Below are 19826 nucleotides of genomic sequence, written 5' to 3' on the forward strand. Positions count from 1 at the left end.
ATGTCATGGTATAAAACTTACTTATTCCGAGATATTAACGTTGCTTCCTTTTGTATGCGCATTCATCTGCGGGGCATAATAATTCTGGATCGTGGTAATCCCGTTTGAGAATTTTCCGGAAGCGTTGGCTACATAATCATATTCAAATACATATTTTCCTTTCGGCATGTATTGAATATAGAAATTTGTGGACGCATCTTTGGTCGACTGATAATAGCCTAAATTATTTTTCCACTGGTAACCGGATAATACATCCAAAGGCTCAAAACCTGCGGCTCTCATGTCTTTGATGTGAATAAATTCCATAGCGCGGTCTGTATTCAAAATCATACGTACTGTCACCTTATCTCCAATTTTTAATGGCGTTTCCGGGGAAATTTTCTGCAATTCCTCACCGTTGACCGTTTTGATTTTTCTGTACAGCTCTTTCGTTATGGATACATAATTCTCAGAAGATTTTATCTGATCCAGATCTTCATAATACTGCCAGAACAAGCCTCCCTGAACGATTCCCGGTCCCGGCTTGGTAACGGTAACCTCAGCAAGGTTTTTATTGAGAACATCCGTTTTTATTGTAGATTTCACATAACCTGTCGCCTGAGTTTCCGGCTTCAGTTCTTTTCCGCCCCAGATGATGGTTGCTTTATCACTTTCAGCAGAAGTCCATGATTTTCCTGAATTTAAGATCGTGAAAATAACTTCCGCCGTTCCACGGGAACTTCCCCATGAATTCACTTCTTTCTGCGTGATGAGCCATATTTTCATGTCTTCAATGAATTTCTGGTCATTAGGCTTTAATGTATTAAATGCTTCCAATGCCCCGGCATGATTCACCACTTTAGAGCTGAACCAGCCCCAGTCATCAAGATTTTGCTTCCAGTAAACGCCCTGAGTTTTTGAGTCTACAGAAGTTTCTTTTAAATAATTCATCAGTTTATCTGAAACATCTTTCAGTCCGAAATCATTCATCAGTAAAGCGGCGCGATGCAATCCGAAGAAGGTAAAATCCGTAATTTTTGCCGTTTTTGCTTTTTGCTTTACCAGCGATTTTATTGTTTCTCCTTTTCCTTTTACCGGATATTGCTTTTCCCAGTAATTACGGGCATCAAGATAGTCCAGCGTCCAGTTATTCAGGATATTTTCTTTATTTGATCTGAGCGAAGCTGAAGCATCATATTTTGCAACTTCATTATCTACGTACTGAACCAGTTTTTTCACCAGTTCATTTTGACCTGAACTTTGATAATCACTTACATGATCTTTCAGCCACAAATTGATTTTCCCTAAGTTTTTCAGGATGTACAATGATGTGGAATAGGAACTCGGATATCCCTGATACCAAGAGAAACCGCCATCCGGGTTCTGCAGTTTACTTAAAGCGTCCCAATCCTGGTTAATTGAATTTTTCATCGAATTAACGTCAAATAACAATGCCAGTTTAGCCATTTGTTCCTGTTCATTTTTACTTTCCAAAACCCATGGTGTTTCTTCCAGAAGCAACTGTTTCAGTTCCTGATTTTTTTCAAGATTGGAGCTTAATAAGCCTTTATCCTGGTACTCTTCAAAAACAGCTTTTATTTTCGGATTTCCTTTGAAAATTTCTGAAGCTAAAACATCCGCAAACCATTTATTGAAGATCACATCGGCAGAATTATTAGGATCATTTTTCAGGCTTGGAAGCGCAAACATAATTTCCCAGATAGGATTGGTCGTCAGTTCCAGCGTATTGGAAACATTGGAAATTGTTGTTGAATTTGTATTTTTAAGATTTTCCAATGTAAACGTTTTGGTTTCACCTTCTCTTACAAAAACCGGGACCGCATCTGTTACGAGCATTCTGTTAGGAAGAACTGCCACCGCTTTTTGCTCACCATCAGAATACTGACCGGCTTTAGCTACCACTTTCAAAATGATCGAAGAAACATTTTCAGGAACTTTTATATTCCATGTTAACGCTGAATTTCCGTTTTCATTTAAATCAAAATTCTGAATCGCTGAATGTAATCCAAACTTAGAAGAAATATCTTCATTGGTGAAAGCATCCAGGATCTGTAAGCTTGCAGAACCGCTCATTTTTTTATCGGTTAAATTCGACAGTTTTGACTGAAGATTCAGCTCATCTCCTTCTCTTAAAAATCTTGGATAATTTGGCGTTACCGAAAATTCTTTCTGGGTTACGACTTCTTTTTCCAAAGTTGCTGCTCTGGCATCTTTTGTGTGAGCAAGGAACATTAATTTCCATTTCGTTAAGGCTTCCGGAGAAGTGAACTCGAAGCTTACGTTTCCTTCAGAATCGGTCTTTAAATCAGGATAAAAGAAAGCAGTTTCATTAAGATTCTGGCGAACCGGTATATTTTCCAAAGGTTTGTCTTCTTTATCAAGAACTCCGTCATGATCAACATCGTCAGCAACGACTTCTGAAGCTGTCCTGGCAACTTTAGCTTTACTATAACCTAAGACAACAACTTCTTCAAGATTTTTATCTGAGCTACGAGCTGCCATTGGCGCAGGACTTGCAACACCGCGTACTACCACTCCTGATGCTGCACCTGGAAGTCCGTTAAAGTAGCCTCTGTCAAACCAATTAAAAGCAGGAATTTCAACTTGTTTTTGCTGAAAATATTCCAGTCTTTTCTGATAATATTGCTGAGTAAGATATTTTCTGATATCATAAGAAGTCACCATTGAAGTCTGAGCAGATAAGCTATACCAATTGAATCTATGAATTACAAATTTATCCAAAGACATATCGTACATATTGGCTAACACCTCCGCATTGATTTTTTCTTTTTCATTTCCTGAAACTTTTACAGACCATTTTTCTTTTGAATTCGGCTGGATTTTATCCCTGAATGTTACGGTTTCAATTTTTAAAGGCTGCTCAACATCTTTTATGGCAAGATTGACAGATTCCGTCTGAACATCATTAAAAGCCACCACCTGAAACTGAACATTTAAATTTTGTACATTTTTATCTTTCGGAATGTCTGTTGTGTACTCAACGATACCGTTTCTAAATGGCCGAACTTCTGAAATTGTTTTTCCTGAACCATCCTGAACGAAAACATTCAATAAAGCGTTGGGAACTGAGGAATAAACAGTAAAAACGGCTTTTTCTCCTCTGGCAAATTCTTTTTTAGGCTGTAAAACCGTAAGGAAGGTTTTCTGATTCGGTTTTAACGATTTTTTGTCCCAGACCCTGAAATTCTGAGTTGTTTTTATCGTGTCTTTGCCTTCGATATTGTACAATTCGAGACGGTAATCTCCTGCTTCCAGTTTTCCAAGGTCAAGAGATTCTTCATTTCTCTTTGTTCCATCAAAAATAACAGAAGCCGTTTTCCAGTTTTTAATTTCATCATTTTTATCGTACAGGTCATGCGGGAATTTGCTGATGAATTCTTCTTTTGAATACTTCGGCAGATCCTGAACTTCAGATTTAAAATTATTTCTAAAAACCCTTTCCGGAGCATCCAGCTTTGCTAATCTTACCAGATACGATTTTTTAAGGTTCTGTTCATTATAATTTTTGGTTTCAACTTTCAGCTTTATATTTTCATCAGAGAATACATCTTTAATTTCCTCAGCCTGTATATAATGAGACACAGAAGCAACTTTCAGCTGTGTATCTGCAGTCTGTGTTTCCCCGTTGATATCTGTAACGGAAGCATTGATTTCGTAATTATCAATCTGAATACCTTCTACATTTTCATCTTTTTTCAGATCCAGTTTAATGGTAAACTCTCCTTTTTCATTGGTTTTTGCTTCTCCTAAAACAGAGTTCTCATTATCATCATTTTGCGGGTACCATGAGAAATATCTCCATCGGATATTTCGCTTCCTGATTTCATACTGTACCGTCGTATTGCTTAAAGCAACTCCTGAAAACATCATGGCTTTCCCTTTCAGCTCGATGGTTTGCCCGTATTTGTATTCTTCTTTTACAGGATCAAACGTTACTTCAAATTTGGGTCTTTTATATTCCTCAACGCTGAAATCTTTATAGCCTTCATTGGTATCGGTCCGAAGATAAAACACTCCGTTCAGCTTACCTTTCGGAAGCATGAAACTTCCGTGATAAGAGCCGAAATTATTGGTTGTAAACGTCTGGGACGAAACTTCCTGTCCGTTTGCATCCGTTAATGTGATCTGTTGCTGTAATCCTGCTACAACAGACTCTATTTCTTTATCACGGCTGGTATTAATTACTTTAAAATAAACCGTTTGCCCAGGTCGGTAGATGGCCCGGTCGGTAAAAATCTGGGCTTTGCTGCGTTTCGTTTCTTTGTTCTGATCAATAGCAGCGACTCTGCTTCCGTACACGTCCATCAACTGAAAATTATTTGTTTTTGGCTGAAAGAGGAGGAAGGTTCGGTAATAATCTTTATTGGTTGTTGCTGGAAATTTAAAAACCCCTTTACCGTCAGTTTTACCTTGTATTGTATTGACGTTTTTATTTGAAACAAATTCATAAAACGTAAGACTTTCATTAGCAACAGGCTGTCCGTTTTCGCTGCTCACCAACCTTAATTCGTTCTCTAACTGGTTTCTGTCGGTCTTTGACTGATAAATAATTCTGTTGTCTGAGACCAGAAAATAAAAATCTTTTTCGGCTTCCGCATCTTTGGCACTTATTCCGTCAACAGCATATTCTGCGAGATAAATTCCGGGTGGAAGCGCTTTTATTTCTAACGATGTTTTGTGGTTGCGAAAGTCTTTTGGATCATTCAGTTGATAAATCTCTTTTCTTACGGAATTTTTTTTGACACTGCTCGATGTATTAACGTAGGGATTTTTGGCATATTTTAAAAAAGATGCTACATCCTCTTTTACTTCATAAATATTGATTGAAAAGGCAGAAACATTTTTATATTCTGCAACAAAGTGAATCGGTTTATTGCTTTGGTTCTGCTGCTCATATTTAATATTTAAAAACGGATTTAAAATCTGATTTTCTACATTTTTTATATTGCCGATGAATAGAGATTTCGGATATTGATTTTTCGCCTGGACAGCAATTTCCAGAGCCTGCTTTTCCTTCTTTTCCAAAATCAGCTGATTCATGATATCCTCCATGATCAGGACTTTATAATCGCCTTCTGCATCAGATTTCAAAAGATTCTGAAGCTGGGTAAGCCTGTCTTTGCACTGATTGAAATTACAGTTTTGCTGCAATTTTTTGTGCATAAAATATAGTTTTGAATTCCCGGTGTTCTGAGCGATTAATTCATCAAAATTGGTGTTGATTTTAATATGGTTTTCCTCAAGCTCATTTTTGGTAAAAAAATCATCGTTGGCAAGAAAAATGTTTTTATTAATACTATACCAATCCCATAATGTCGGGAAATAGGGAATATAATCGCTGTTTGAAAAAGCTTTCTCATATTTTTTCAGAGCAATCTTTTTCATGTTGTCTTTTTGCAGATCAAGCTCCTGATAGTTTTTATTTAAATAATTTTTAAAATCCAGCCTGCTCCAGGTTTCTATCTGTGAAAGATCCTGAGCATTGATATTGGTACGCTGTCTTATTTCCCATGAATGTTCGTTGTAATAGTCGAGGAAAAAACCATTTAATAAAACCTGAAATATAATTTTGTCGTCATTTTTTAATTGTTTTTCTACATCGGTCAGCTTTTTGAAAAACAGACTTACCGTGTCGTTTTTTTCATCATCCTGAGTTCGGTTTACAATACTGAATTCTGCCTTTAAAGACTGAATAAGCTGTATAATATTATTGTCTTTCATCGCCTGTTTTTGTATGTCTGAAATTATGGGAAGACTAGATTTATAAGCTCCTTTCTGAGAATTTGCAGCTACTTTTTTCCATTGCTCATCGTAATATTTCTGGGCAAAAACTAACGAAAAATTCAGCAGGAGCAGCAAAAGCATAAAAATCTTGGATAATCTTTTCATATATGTTATTTTTGATAAATGAATTTCTTAAAAATACTGAAAAAATCCGTTATAAACAGCCAATTGTATGTTTCTTTAATGGGGACCCTTTTTGCAGTATTCTTCATGGAGGAGCAAAACACATTCCGTTATCCTACTGTTTTCCTGATTTTTATCACCTATTTCAGCGGATATCTCTACACCAAGTACCAGAAAACAAAACATTTCTTTAAAATACTGATTCTGAACATTGTCGCCGGGCTGATTTGCGCTCTTTTAATTATTTATAACCATAATGAAATACGCCTGATAAAATGGGGTATCATTGTTTTTCTGGGACTTCTCTACAATAGTTTTTTTCTTGATCTTTACATCCGGAAAATCCCGTTGCTGAAGGTGTTTTATGTTGGCCTGGTCTGGGCGCTGGTAAACTGCTGGCTTACGTTGCCGGAATTTAATATTCCCATATTTCTGATCAGTTTCTTATTCATCACCGCATTGGTACTTCCGTTCGACATCCGTGATATGAAAGTGGACACAGTAAAGACTTTTCCTGCTCTTATCGGCGTTCAGAATACCAAGTACATTGCTTATATCTTAGTATTTCTGAGCATGATGCTGGCTGCGCAGTATCTTACTTTTTATAGTGCGGTTTCTTTTTTCCTGGCGGGTATTGTTACGTATATTTTTATCTATTTTTCTGAAAATGAAAGGGATGATGCGTATTTTTCTTTCGGTGTGGAAACCTGCTCTGCACTTCCTTTTTTATTTTCAGTAATAATGAAGTATTTTTGACGAATGATTATCAAGAAACTTTCGCTGTATAATTTTAAAAACCATTCTGAAAAAAGATTCGAGTTTTCGCCGCAGATCAACTGTTTTGTAGGAAACAACGGTGTGGGAAAGACCAATATTCTGGATGCACTCCACTATCTTTCAGTAGGAAAAAGTTTTTTGGGAAATACCGATCTTAATAATATCAGGCATGAGGAAGATTTTTTCACCATAGATGCAGAGATCGTCAATGAAGACAGTGAAGACGTCATTAAAATCTCACAGCCGAAAGAAGCCAAAAAGATCATCAAAAAAAACGATAAAAGCTATGACCGGCTGGCCGATCATATAGGATACCTGCCCAGTGTCATGATTTCACCCTACGATTCCAACCTGATTTCGGACTCGGGAGAAAGCAGAAGGAAGTTTCTGGATTCAATGATCTCGCAGACCGATTCCGAATACCTTTTTGACCTCATCCAATATCAGAAAGCCATTCAGCAAAGAAATGCGTTGTTAAAATATTTTGCTAAAAACAGAATCTGGGACAAAGATTCCCTGGAAATTTATGATGATCCCATTACCAGGACCGGAACCAAGATTTTCATAAAACGCAGGGATTTTGTTGAAAAGCTTAATCCTATCGTTCAGAGTTTTTACCAGATTATTTCGGGAGGTATGGAGCATGTTTCGGTGATCTACGAATCGCATCTTCTGGAAAATTCATTCGAAGACCTGCTGAGGGAAAGCGTGGAGCGTGACCGGATGCTTACCTATACTTCCAAAGGTATTCACAAAGACGACCTCCGGTTTGAGATGGATTCTGTTCTCATTAAAAAAGTCGGTTCACAGGGACAGCAAAAATCTTTTTTGATTTCACTAAAACTTGCACAGATGAGTTTGGTGAAAGAACTCACCAAAAAGACACCGATTCTGCTGCTTGATGATATTTTTGATAAGCTTGATGATACCAGAGTTTCACAGCTTATAGAATTGGTAAACCAGGAGAACTTCGGACAGATTTTCATCACGGATACCCATCGAGAACGTACGGAAAGTGTCGTGAAAAAAATTAATGAAGAAAGTATTATTTTCGAATTATAATCTGTTTTATCAGCTGAATTATCATGAAGAAGAATAAAAAACGCGAATATCAGTCATCTGAACTTGTGAAATCTTTTGCAAGAATCCATGGTTTTGAAGATAAGCTGATTGCATTTGAAATCAAGGATTTTTTGGAGGAATATCTTGATGAGAGCCTTTTCCGGGAAATTAAAAGTGTAAATATCGAAAACCTAACGGTAATTATTAAAATCAATTCGCCGTTGTTGAAAAACGATTTTCAGATGCGTAAAAGCTTTTATCTGAAGAAATTCCAGGATAAGTTCGGCGCTGAAAAATTTAATGATCTTCAGATTTTGTAGGAATGGTATTGTTCATAAGATCATCCGTTTTTTTGTCCAATCCCGATTGTAAAGGAATGAAAAACCGAAGCGGATTTTTCAGGAAATACCTGAAAATACCTTTGTAGATCTCACTTACCTGTCCGAAATTAAGCTTCCTTGACCTGAAAGCAAGGAACATCGATAAACTGAAACTCACCGCAAAATTGAAAAATCCGATCAGGAAGACGGTAAAGAGCGAGATGCAGAATGTATAGGAATCTATGGTAAAATCTTTTCCGTAAAGCCCTAAAGCAAAATTCCCGGCAGCAAACGTAATGTGCCTGATATCCAGGTCAAGCCCCAAAAACAATCCTACCGGAGCCGTTGCACCAAGAAACACCCCGAACCAGAAATTCGATACGATACCGGGCCAGTTTTTAGCATAATATTTAGATAATCCTTTTGCAAAGTTTTTCCCGAATAATCTTCTTATGGACAGGTTTTTTGCTATTCTTTCCGGTATCTGATAAAACACGGAATTATTGCCAATGTTCCCGGAAATAATCCCTGAAATGAAAAGATAAAATCCGGCAATACAGGCATGCAGAACCGCTTTGGAATTAAAGGGATCGAGATCTTTAAGAAGCTTATCAGACCTTTCAACCGCAAGATTCTGTGAGAAAAACACATCGAGACCGTAGATAATAATCAATGCTATCGGAAAAGATAAAAGAACATTTCCCACAAACGCAATGAACTGGCTCCGAAACAGCTTAGAAACAAGATGGGCAAATTCCTTACTGTCGGTTTTAATATTTCCTTCCTCCGACAGGACTTTCGTCATGGTGGCGGCCGTCATGGCAGGCTGCTTTGTTGCCAGCGTAAAGCCCATAAGATAGATCATCACAAAGCCCATCGCATAGTTCATGGAATACAGGAATGCGTGTGAAAAATCGCTTCCAGGAACGTATCCGTAAAGCATTTTCAAAACACAAAGTGCTCCTACAATAATCCCGCCGCCACTGGCTTTATAGAACATCGTCATATATTCTCTGCGGGTGGAAGTAATATAGTGTGCTCCCGTTTCTGCGGTGTGATTGGTGATAAGATGTGAAATCAGCCTTGTACTGTCGTTGATGAGTTCTGAAATATTATTCCTATGGGATTTATAGCTTAAAATATTAAATACCAATTGCTTCGAATTGATTAAAACATCTTTTTCCTCATCAATCACCAATAGCTGTACAGTTTCGTAAATTCTCTGAACCTGCTGACGGATCTTCAGCAGAGACTGGTTGATCTTTCCGGAAATTCCGTATTTTGAGGAGTTTTTAAATGAAATGTTTACAAATTCCAGACATTGTTCGATGTAAATTTTGATCTGCTTATAACGGCTGTCTTTTGAATGCAGCTGCAGTTCCTGATCTTTCTCAAATTCTGCGGCAAGCTCTTCGAGCTCATTTTGTAAGGCGAGAAAGGGATTATCGAAATTACGATACTGAGGAGCCATTCTTACAACCTCAACTTCCATTGCAGATCCTGTAACACGCCATGAAAGGATATTCATTGAAAAAAGCAGCTCCTTTTTTACGTCAGGCTTAGTGATAAAATCTGATATTCCCAGAATGGTAAAAAGTTCATCAATCTCATTTTCCGGCAGATTCTGGAGAAATTCCAGGTCTTTTTTCGGCGTAAAGCTTACATTGTCGATCATATACCAGATCGTTTGTTCATTCACAACCGGAGGCAGAACTTTGTTAAGAATTCTTTTTTTCAGCTCGGGAACGAATGCGTTTTCGGATAGAATATTTGCTTCTGTTAAAGACAGATTAAAGCTTTTATCCCCGAAAATATTATGAATGTATGTTTTAAAGTTTCCTGCAATCTGCGGATTGTTCCTGAGAAAATTGATAACGTCTGTAAAGTCCGCACTTTTAGCACTCTCCAGAAATTCCGAAAAGGGTTCAAGAGAGATCGTCTGGTTCTTAAAAGAAAAGTACTTTTTAAGAACAGACTCGAAATTTGCGCCGGATTTAAAGAGTTTCATTAGTGCAAAGATACTATTTCAGACGCACATTCCTCATTTGTCTCATGATCCAATTGTGTTTCTTTCTTAAATAGGCTGAAGGATTTTTAGGATCATACTTTTTAGGATTCGGTAAAACCGTTGCTATCCAGGCTGCTTCAGATACGGTGAGATCTTTTGATGATTTCCCGAAATAGTACTGTGAAGCGGCCTCGACCCCGAAAACGCCCTGCCCCATTTCAATGGAGTTAAGGTATCTTTCGAGAATAATGTCTTTGCTCCATACTTTCTCAATGATGAAAGTATATACTGCTTCAAGCCCTTTTCTGAACCAGCTTCTTCCCTGCCACAGGAATATGTTTTTTGCCGTCTGCTGGGAAATGGTACTTCCTCCCCTCAACTTTTTGCCTTTTTCGTTGTGCTTCATGGCCTTTTCGATGGCGGTATAATCGAAACCGTCGTGGGAGAAAAACTTCTGATCTTCAGAAGCAATAACGGCTTTTTTTACATTGTTTCCCATTTCATCATAAGAAATGTAGTATCTCTGTAGTTTTCCGTATTTCAATACACCTCCTATCTGGGTAATAGTGATGGGCGGATTGAAGAATCTTCCCCAGACAATAAATACTACATTCAGAATAAGGATGATGAATATGATGCGTTTAATTGTTTTCCACATAATTTAAAAATGAAAGCCCAAAAATAAGCAAATAGTCTGAGTTATTGCAACTCTTTCATGTAGGTAAGCTGATAATCGGGTAAAAGCCCGGGATGCAAAATTTTAATATAATCTTTTAATACAAGATCTGACCGCACCACACCGCTTTCGAAAAAATCATTGGCTTTTCCTTTCTCTTTTCCGGTAACTACATAGATCTTTCCTTTATTGAAAACGTTTAATTTGCTGTAAACAGGATTCATCGTAAGCATTTCTTTTTTTGAGGGATGGTTTCCTGCATTAATCCAGTACTGAACCGCACCAGCTTTGGCAAAAACCTCCTCAAAGCTCATGGTGACTGCTTTCTCTTCGGTGTTATTTTTTAAAATATAACTGGCATTGGCATCTGAAATGAAGTGAGCCAAAGCCGTATTTCCGCCCGGAAGATACCATACATCACCATACATTTCGTTGGCCAGAACGGCAGGCCGCTCTTTAGCTTTTGAGGCTAACTGCTTTAATTCCTGATAATTTTTACTGATTTCATCATATCTGGCGGCTGCTGCTTCACTCATTCCGAAAAGTTTTCCGAAAAGCTTGATATAAGCTGTTTTTTCCAGTGGCTTCTGTTCAAGATATTCATCTAAGAAAATAACCTGGATTCCGTTATCTTTTAAAAGTTTATAAGTATTGTCAAAGCTTGCAATGTGATTGGTAAAAATGGCATCCGGCTGCAAAGAAAGTATTTTTTCGACATCATATTTCTGTTCGTTTCCAACATTTTGAATTTTGCCTGCTGCCACTAAATTTTGAATTTTATCGGAATAAATATACTCCGGACTTGCGACGCCGATGATGAGATTTTCTGCGCCTAGTTCCGCGATATAGCCGGCCATGCTTGCATTCAGCAGTATGATTTTCTTGAACGGAAGCTGATTTTGTCTGAAATTATAGGTGAAATTTCCCGACTGGATATGTAAGTTCTCGTTTTCTTCGCTATACTGAACATGGTTTGAAATTAAAATGGGTTCTGAAGCTGATTTTTTTTGTTCTCTTTTACAAGCCGTTAGCGTAAAAATCGCGATTAATAGTAAAATTCCTGGTTTCATCTTTCAAAGAAAGCAAAAAAGTGTTATATTTGCAAACCATTAAACAACGGCCTCGTGGCGCAACTGAATAGCGCATCTGATTACGGCTCAGAAGGTTACAGGTTTGAATCCTGTCGAGGTCACAAACAGCTAAAAGCGCCACTTTAAAATAAGTGGCGCTATTTTTTTAGTATACAATCTATAATTAAAACTTCATTTTCTGAATTCTCACTGCATTTAAAATTGCCAGCATTGCAACTCCAACATCTGCAAACACAGCTTCCCACATAGTAGCCAATCCGCCTGCTCCCAAAGCAAGAACAATTCCTTTCACAATAAATGCCAATATAATATTCTGCCAAACAATCTGTTTTGTTTTTTTTCCAATATTGATTGCCATCGGAATCTTAGACGGCTTGTCATCCTGAATTACAACATCTGCCGTTTCAATAGTTGCATCACTTCCTAATCCTCCCATTGCAATTCCTACATCACTTAGCGCAACAACAGGAGCATCATTTACACCATCGCCTACAAAAGCAACACTTTCATTTCGGGCTTTGATTTCTTTTACTTTATTTACCTTGTCTTCGGGTAGCAAGTCTCCAAAAGCATCATCTATCGAGATTTGCTCTGCAACATATTTTACGACTGTGCTTTTATCTCCACTGAGCATTGTAGCTTTTACACTTAATTGATGCAATTTTTGAACGGTTTGCTTTGCGTCTTCTTTGATACTGTCCGCAATGGTAATATAACCTGCAAACTGTCCTCCATAGGCAACAGCAATGACCGTATAAACAATTTTTGAAGGGTCGATATCATAAAAAATATTAAACTTATCCATCAATTTAAAGTTCCCAACCAAAAGTTCTTTTCCATCTATTTTAGCTTTCAGACCATGACCTGCAATTTCCTCAGGATTATCCAATTGGATAGATGAACTAATTTCCCCGGCATATTGATGAATGGCTGTTGCAACAGGATGCGTCGATTTACTTTCCAGAACATTGACTAATTGAAGGATTTCATCTTTATTAAACTCCGGATTGATATTCACTTCCTGAACTTTAAAGACACCTTCTGTCATCGTTCCGGTCTTATCCATCACCACATTTTGGATCTCGGCAATCTTATCTAAAAAGTTGCTTCCTTTAAATAAAATACCGTTTCGGCTTGCTGCACCAATTCCTCCAAAATATCCCAAAGGAATAGAGATGACCAAAGCGCATGGACAGGAAATCACCAAGAAAATCAATGCTCTATACAGCCAGTCTCTGAATATATAATCTTCAACAAAAAAGTAAGGCAGCAAGCAGATTCCAATAGACAGAAATACAACGATTGGCGTATAAATCCTTGCAAATTTTCTGATGAAAAGTTCGGTCGGTGCTTTTTGAGCCGTTGCATTCTGAACCAATTCAAGGATTTTACTTAGTTTACTGTCCTCGTAAGCGGTTGTAATTTTGATTTGAGCCACGGTTTGAAGATTAATCATTCCGGCTAAAACTATTTCGCCTTTGTTTTTTGTATCAGGCTTGCTTTCTCCTGTTAATGCTGAAGTATTGAATGCTGCCGATTCGCTCAAAAGTTCACCGTCGAGAGCCAGTTTTTCGCCCGGCTTTAATTGAATGATATCGTTAATCTTCGCTTCTTTTGCCGGAATGGTTTTCGGTGTATTATTTTCTAAAATAGTCACCTCATCTGGACGCTGGTCCAGCAAGGCTTTGATATTGCTTTTAGCTCTTGAAACAGCTAAGGTCTGGAAAACTTCTCCCACCGAATAAAACAGCATTACGGCAACACCTTCCGGATATTCACCAATGATGAATGCACCGATTGTTGCAATGCTCATCAGAAAAAACTCTGAAAACATCACCTTCTCTGATGCTTTCAAACGCTTCTTTAAGCACCGGTAATCCTACAGGAGCGTAAGCAATAGCATACAAAACAATTCTCACCCACCCTGTAAACCATTGCTGTGGAAAGAAATTGTCGATCCCAATCCCCAACAACAAGATGACCAGTGAAATAATAGCAGGTAAAAACATCTGAAAAGTGCTTTTATCAGTATTACTATGATTATGGTCGTGTCCATCACCACCACTATGAACTTCAGGATTTTTACTTTTTGTGGAGCAGCATCTGTCATCTTCCAGCAATTTCTTTGCGCCTGCATCTTTGTATATTTTTCCTTCTTGCGGAGTACAGCAGAGCTGATTTCCCTGTTTATCGTAAATATGTTTATGTTCCATTATTGTAAATTTTATATTTAATTTTAGTGTTCGTGTTCTCCTGAGTTTGACAATTTTGCATTCACAAAAAATGCACCTTTAACAACAATCTTAGCATTGTCAGGAATTTTATTGACCGCTGTAATTGCTGTGTAGCCCATATCGGACGAACCTTTCACGACTTCCATTTTTTCAAAGTTAAACGTTTTGCCTTGCGATTCAGCATGTTTACCGGCTTCGGTTTCATTTTTATGACCGTGTTCTGCTTCTCCTTCATCGTGTCCGTGTCCGTGGTCATCGTGACCAACTTCTTCTTTATGTTCCTCCTGTTTTTTATCGGTCTGAACGAAAATATAATATTTGCTGTCTGCCTCGACAATAGCATCGTTTGGAACTGCTGGAGTTGTAGACTTATCAAGACTTACGATTCCTGTGATGTTCATTCCGTCAATCAAACCGATTTTATTTCCGGTAACATTGGCGTGAACGGAAATTGTTTTACTTTCATTCTCAAAGGATGAACCGATGCTGTAAATTTTTGCATCATATTCCGTTTCAGGGTTATTGGTCAGTTTAAAATGAACGATTTGCCCTATTCTCATTTTTGGTAAATCTTTTTCAAAAACCTGTAAATCAAGATGAATCGATTGGTTATCAATAATATCTAAAACAGGCGATGAAACATCCACATAACTTCCAATCTGCGCATTGATGGTGCTGATTGTCCCGCTGATTGGTGCTGTAATAACCAATCCTGAACGTAGATTTCCATTAGAAACTTTTCCCGGACTTATCCCCATTAACTGTAATTGTCTTTGCAATGATGCTTTCTGAGTTCTCAAACTTTTGAGTTCAGCATCAGCACTTTGAAGATTCTTTTTCGCTCCGGCATCGTTGTCAAAAAGTTCTTTCTGTCTTCTGTACTCCTGTTCAGCGAAAGAAATTCTACTGTTTACCGTCAGATATTGTTCCTGCAACTGAATGTACTCAGGATTGTTGATGGTCGCCAAAACCTGTCCTTGTCTCACAAAATCACCAATTTGAACTTTAATCGTCTGAATAACTCCGCCGTACAAAGAAGTTACAGTTGCCTTTTTATTATTCGGAACTCTTAACAGACCATTAGCTTTAATAGTCGAAGTCAACTCTTTCATTTCGATATTTCCAAGAGCGACACCCACTGCTTTCATCTGCTCTTCTGTAAGCGAAGCGATGGTTTGGGGTGCTTCATCGTGGTCTTCTTCAGTCTGCTCTGTTTTTATTTCGTCTTTGGGTTCTTCCTCTTTTTTTCCACAACTTATGGCGAAAAGTGAGATGAATACCAAGGAAAGGATTTTATATTTTATGTTCATTTTATTGATTTATAATTGAATTAATGATAATAACGGATTCGTTAACCTGCTGGATAGATTCCAAATATTTTAATTGAATATTCGTTGCGGTTTGTAATGCGAAAAGGTATTCTATGTAAGAGATTTCTCCTGTTTTGTAGCCCAATTGTCCGGCTTTTGTAATCTTTTCAGCATTCGGAATCGCTTGGTTGACGTAATATTCGTACTGTTTTACGTTTTGCTGATATTGGTTTAAAGCATTTTCCAATTGTGCTTCCAGTTGTTTTTGCTGAAATTTTGCATTTGACTCCGCCATTTGTTTTTGATAATCAAAAGACTGCATTCTCGCTTTTGTCGCTCCGAAAGACAAAGGAATTGAAACGCCAACTGTTGCCGAATGAAAACGGTTTCCGCCATTGAAATACTGCTCAATTCCATTTACATTCTGAAAACCAATTAATGACTGATTTGTATACCCAATGGTAAATTCAGGAAGTCCCTGTAATTTTTCAACATTTTTATTCTTTTCCGCAATTTCCATTTCCTGATAAAAAGCCTTTACCAAAGGATGTTTTGCAATTGCCGAACTATCCAAGACATAATCAGCTTTCAGAGGTTGATAATTTTGGTTAAACGGAACGGCTATATCTTCGGAGGTATTTAAAACAGTTTTTAAATTTTTATAGGCATTTGTTAAATACACTTCGTTTTGTTTCAGTAACAAATTGATTTCGCCTTTCTGCGTCTCAGCGGTATTAATTTCAATTTTCTTAATATCTCCAGCTTTAAATCTTACCGTCGCAATTCTGATAAAATCATTGTATAGACTATCTAAATTTTTCAGTTTTGACTGATTATATTGCAGATACTCAATCTGATAATAATATGTTCTGACCTGTTTTGCCAGTTCATTTGCTGAAATTTCTTTGTTGATCTGCTTTCCTTTAATTTGCTCATTAATCAGCTCCTTTCTAGCTTTAAATAAAGTCGGAAACGGAATCGTCTGAGAAACAGCAAAAGATTGGTCAAATTTTCTGGAGTTATATTGGCCCAACTGAGCATCAACATTCATTTTTGGAAGTTCTTTTGACGTAGGTTTTAATGCTTCAGTTGATTTAATATCCAAATCTTTTGATTTAATAAAATCACTGTTCTCCAAAGCCATATGAGTTGCCTGTTGAACTGTCAATGGATTTCCCTGTTGTGCTTTAAAGGTTTGTCCAAAAAATAAAAATCCAAGAACAACTACAGCTGTTGTTGTTTTAGATTTAAAATTTCTAAAACTAATTTTAGAATTAAATATGATGTACAAAATTGGTAAAACAAATAAAGTCAGGAAAGTTGCCGTGACCAAACCTCCTATAACGACTGTCGCCAAAGGTTTCTGAACTTCCGCTCCTGCACCTGTTGAAATCGCCATTGGTAAAAATCCTAATGATGCCACTGCCGCAGTCATTAAAACTGGTCGAAGCCTTGTTTTTGTGCCTTCAAAAACTCTTTTCAGAATGTCGGTTTCGCCCTCTTTTTCAAATTGATTGAATGTTCCAATCAAAACAATTCCATTAAGAACTGCGACTCCAAATAAGGCAATAAAACCGATTCCGGCACTTATACTGAAAGGCATATCTCTCAATAACAAAGCAAAGATTCCTCCGATGGCACTCATTGGAATGGCTGTAAAAATCAATGTTGCCTGCTTGAACGATTTAAAAGTAAAATATAAAAGCATAAAAATCAGGAACAGAGAAACCGGAACAGCAACCATTAATCTTTTGCTTGCTGCCTGAAGATTTTCAAACTGACCTCCGTAAGTGAAATAATATCCCGAAGGTAACTTAACTTCTTTGTCTAATTTTGCCTGAATATCTTTCACAACACTTTCCACATCACGGTCTTTGACATTAAAGCCGATAACAATTCTCCGTTTTCCTTCTTCACGGCTGATTTGTGCAGGACCAAGCTTATAACTGATATTCGCAACTTGCGCAAGCGGGATCTGACTGCCTGAATTGGTGGAAATCATCAGATTATTCACATCATCAATATTGGTTCTGTGGAGGCTGTCGAGACGAACGACCAAATCAAAACGTCTTTCATTTTCGAAAACCTGTCCGGCAGATTTTCCCGCAAAAGCGGTACTTACTGCATTGTTCACATCTTCGATGTTCAGTCCGTAATTTGCCATTCTTGTACGGTCATATTCCACATTGATTTGCGGAAGTCCGCTTACACGCTCGATTTGTGGAGCAGTTGCACCATCTACGGTTTGAATCACTTTTCCAACCTTATCTGCATAAATGGCGAGAGAATCCAGATTTTCCCCAAATATTTTCACGGCAACATCCTGTCGGATTCCGGTCATCAATTCATTAAAACGCATTTGAATCGGCTGGTTTTTTTCAAAGAAAACTCCTGGAATCAGTTCCAGTTTTTCGGAAATTTCATCTGCGAGTTCATCATAAGACTTCTTCGATTTCCAATCACTTTGCGGTTTTAAAACAATTATTAAATCGGTCGCTTCCGGTGGCATTGGGTCGGTAGGAACTTCTGCCGAGCCCGTTTTTCCTACGACCATTTTAACTTCGTCAAATTCTTTTATTATTCTGGAAGCCTGCATAGAAGTTTCAATACTTTGTGTCAATGAACTTCCTTGTGGTAAAATGCAGTGAAATGCAAAATCGCCTTCCTGCAATTGCGGAATAAATTCGCCACCCATTCTGCTGAAAATCACGATTGATAAGGCAAATAAAGCGACCGTTCCACCTACCAGCCAATATTTAATTTTTAAAGCTTTATCGAGTAATGGTTGATATATTGCCTGTAATCGATTCATCATCTTATCGGAAAATGTTTCTTTTTGGGAAACTTTTTTAGATAGAAACAATGCACTCATCATCGGAATGTAGGTCAGTGAAAGAATCAATGCTCCTAAAATCGCAAACCCAACTGTTTTAGCCATTGGCGTGAACATTTTTCCTTCCACACCAACCAATGTCAGGATTGGAATGTAAACAATTAAGATGATAATCTCTCCGAATGCTGCGCTGTTCCTGATTTTAGAAGCCGAGAGAAATACTTCTTCATCCATCTCAGACTGCGTAAGAATCTTATTTGTTTTTCTTAAACCTAAATGATGTAAAGTGGCTTCGACAATAATTACCGCACCATCTACAATCAATCCGAAATCTATTGCTCCTAAACTCATTAAATTGGCACTTACCCCAAAGACGTTCATCATTCCTAAAGCAAATAATAATGAAAGAGGAATTGCCGATGCTACAATCAATCCTGCTCTGAAGTTTCCAAGAAAAATGACAAGTACAAAAATGACAATTAACGCCCCTTCAATTAGGTTTTTCTCAACGGTACTGATTGCTCTTCCTACCAGATCGGTTCTGTCCAAAAATGGTTCTATCACAACATCATCCGGAAGCGATTTCTGAATGGTTGGGATTTTATCTTTGATTAAATTAACCACCTCGTTGCTGTTTGCACCTTTCAGCATCATTACGATTCCTCCGACGGCATCAACTTTACCGTTGTAGGTCATTGCTCCATATCTTACAGCGTTTCCAAAACGAACATCTGCAACATCTTTAACAAAGATGGGAACGCTTCCTGTTTCATTTTTAACAGCTATATTTTTCACATCATCCAGAAAAGTGACAACCCCGATTCCACGGATGAAATAGGCATTTGGTTTTTTATCGATGTAAGCACCGCCTGTATTCTGATTATTCTTTTCCAACGTTGTGAAAATATCGGTAATGCTTACACCCATTGCACGAAGTCTGTTCGGGTCGATAGCAACTTCATATTGTTTTAGTTCTCCACCAAAACTGTTCACTTCTGCAACACCGGGAGTTCCGTTAAGCTGTCTTCTGACAATCCAATCCTGCATTGTACGGAGTTCTTTGGAAGTATATTTTTTTTCACTTCCTTTTTTGGGATGGAGAATGTATTGGTAAACTTCTCCCAACCCTGTACTTACGGGAGCCAATTCAGGTGTTCCCACCCCTTTCGGGATTTCTTCAGCTGCCTGTTTCAACTGTTCACTGATAAGCTGTCTTGCGAAATAGACATCTACATCCTCCTTGAAAACCACAGTAATCACAGATAATCCGAATCTTGAAATACTTCTGGTTTCTTCTATATCGGGAACGTTGGCGATGCTTTGTTCAATGGGAAATGTTACCAATTGCTCTACTTCCTGCCCTGCCAATGTAGGACACACCGTGATTATCTGAACCTGATTGTTTGTAATGTCAGGAACAGCATCGATGGGCAGTTTGGTTGCGCTCCAAACACCCCATATAATCAATAACAAGGTCATTATACCAATGACAATCTTGTTCTTGATGCTAAACTTTATGATTTTATCTAACACAGAATTTTTTGATTTAAGTTTTATTGAAAATGCTGATAACTCGCATAGGACACT

9 protein-coding genes, 1 tRNA gene and 1 pseudogene are annotated in these 19826 nt (G+C 37.7%); 4 read left to right on the plus strand and 7 right to left on the minus strand.

Going from position 1 to position 19826, the window contains the following annotated elements; all coding sequences use genetic code 11:
* Positions 1–21: 21 nt before the first annotated feature.
* On the minus strand, positions 22–5910 hold the full coding sequence (locus HHL20_RS09895; RefSeq protein ID WP_169230964.1) for an alpha-2-macroglobulin family protein: 5889 nt from the start codon (positions 5908–5910) through the stop codon (positions 22–24).
* An 18-nt stretch (positions 5911–5928) separates the two neighbouring features.
* Between HHL20_RS09895 and HHL20_RS09900 the strand changes: the two genes are divergently transcribed.
* The 3 genes from HHL20_RS09900 to HHL20_RS09910 are packed head-to-tail and all read left to right on the plus strand — an operon-like array spanning position 5929 to position 8087.
* The gene (locus tag HHL20_RS09900; protein WP_169230965.1) at positions 5929–6684 is read left to right on the plus strand and encodes a UbiA prenyltransferase family protein; all 756 of its coding nucleotides are present in this window, start codon (positions 5929–5931) and stop codon (positions 6682–6684) included.
* Between the two features lie 3 nt (positions 6685–6687).
* A complete protein-coding gene (gene recF, locus HHL20_RS09905; protein ID WP_169230966.1) occupies positions 6688–7767 on the plus strand; it encodes a DNA replication/repair protein RecF in 1080 nt (359 codons plus the stop codon).
* A 23-nt stretch (positions 7768–7790) separates the two neighbouring features.
* Entirely contained in the window at positions 7791–8087 is a 297-nt protein-coding gene (locus tag HHL20_RS09910) for a hypothetical protein (RefSeq protein WP_169230967.1), read from the plus strand.
* Here HHL20_RS09910 and HHL20_RS09915 read toward each other — a convergent pair.
* Genes HHL20_RS09915 through HHL20_RS09925 form a run of 3 tightly spaced genes read right to left on the minus strand, consistent with a single transcriptional unit; the run spans position 8065 to position 11841 of the window.
* Positions 8065–10095 (minus strand): recombinase, encoded by a 2031-nt coding sequence (locus HHL20_RS09915; protein WP_169230968.1) that lies wholly within the window; start codon positions 10093–10095, stop codon positions 8065–8067. The genes HHL20_RS09910 and HHL20_RS09915 overlap by 23 nt on opposite strands.
* Before the next feature lie 13 nt (positions 10096–10108).
* Complete coding sequence (gene mtgA / locus HHL20_RS09920; RefSeq protein ID WP_169230969.1) at positions 10109–10753, minus strand: monofunctional biosynthetic peptidoglycan transglycosylase; 645 nt, start codon at positions 10751–10753, stop codon at positions 10109–10111.
* 41 nt (positions 10754–10794) lie between these two features.
* Positions 10795–11841, minus strand: a complete 1047-nt coding sequence (locus HHL20_RS09925) for an ABC transporter substrate-binding protein (RefSeq protein WP_169230970.1) — start codon at positions 11839–11841, stop codon at positions 10795–10797.
* A 48-nt stretch (positions 11842–11889) separates the two neighbouring features.
* On the opposite strand from HHL20_RS09925, the gene HHL20_RS09930 reads away from it, so the two are divergent.
* Positions 11890–11963: transfer RNA gene (locus HHL20_RS09930), tRNA-Arg, on the plus strand.
* Positions 11964–12025: 62 nt separating this feature from the next.
* On the opposite strand, the pseudogene HHL20_RS09935 reads toward HHL20_RS09930, so the two are convergent.
* From HHL20_RS09935 to HHL20_RS09945, 3 genes and pseudogenes are all read right to left on the minus strand, one after another.
* A pseudogene (locus HHL20_RS09935) lies at positions 12026–14075 on the minus strand (heavy metal translocating P-type ATPase).
* Positions 14076–14098: 23 nt separating this feature from the next.
* Positions 14099–15406, minus strand: a complete 1308-nt coding sequence (locus tag HHL20_RS09940) for an efflux RND transporter periplasmic adaptor subunit (RefSeq protein WP_169230971.1) — start codon at positions 15404–15406, stop codon at positions 14099–14101.
* Position 15407: 1 nt separating this feature from the next.
* A complete protein-coding gene (locus HHL20_RS09945; protein WP_169230972.1) occupies positions 15408–19772 on the minus strand; it encodes a CusA/CzcA family heavy metal efflux RND transporter in 4365 nt (1454 codons plus the stop codon).
* Between the last annotated feature and the right edge of the window lie 54 nt (positions 19773–19826).

Source organism: Chryseobacterium cheonjiense, assembly GCF_012927265.1.
Lineage (GTDB): Bacteria > Bacteroidota > Bacteroidia > Flavobacteriales > Weeksellaceae > Chryseobacterium > Chryseobacterium cheonjiense.

Coding starts and splice junctions, on each gene's coding strand:
- recF (WP_169230966.1), top strand. CDS start 6,688: ATGATTATCAAGAAACTTTCGCTGTATAATTTTAAAAACCATTCTGAA.
- HHL20_RS09900 (WP_169230965.1), top strand. CDS start 5,929: ATGAATTTCTTAAAAATACTGAAAAAATCCGTTATAAACAGCCAATTG.
- HHL20_RS09940 (WP_169230971.1), bottom strand. CDS start 15,406: ATGAACATAAAATATAAAATCCTTTCCTTGGTATTCATCTCACTTTTC.
- HHL20_RS09915 (WP_169230968.1), bottom strand. CDS start 10,095: ATGAAACTCTTTAAATCCGGCGCAAATTTCGAGTCTGTTCTTAAAAAG.
- HHL20_RS09925 (WP_169230970.1), bottom strand. CDS start 11,841: ATGAAACCAGGAATTTTACTATTAATCGCGATTTTTACGCTAACGGCT.
- HHL20_RS09910 (WP_169230967.1), top strand. CDS start 7,791: ATGAAGAAGAATAAAAAACGCGAATATCAGTCATCTGAACTTGTGAAA.
- HHL20_RS09895 (WP_169230964.1), bottom strand. CDS start 5,910: ATGAAAAGATTATCCAAGATTTTTATGCTTTTGCTGCTCCTGCTGAAT.
- mtgA (WP_169230969.1), bottom strand. CDS start 10,753: ATGTGGAAAACAATTAAACGCATCATATTCATCATCCTTATTCTGAAT.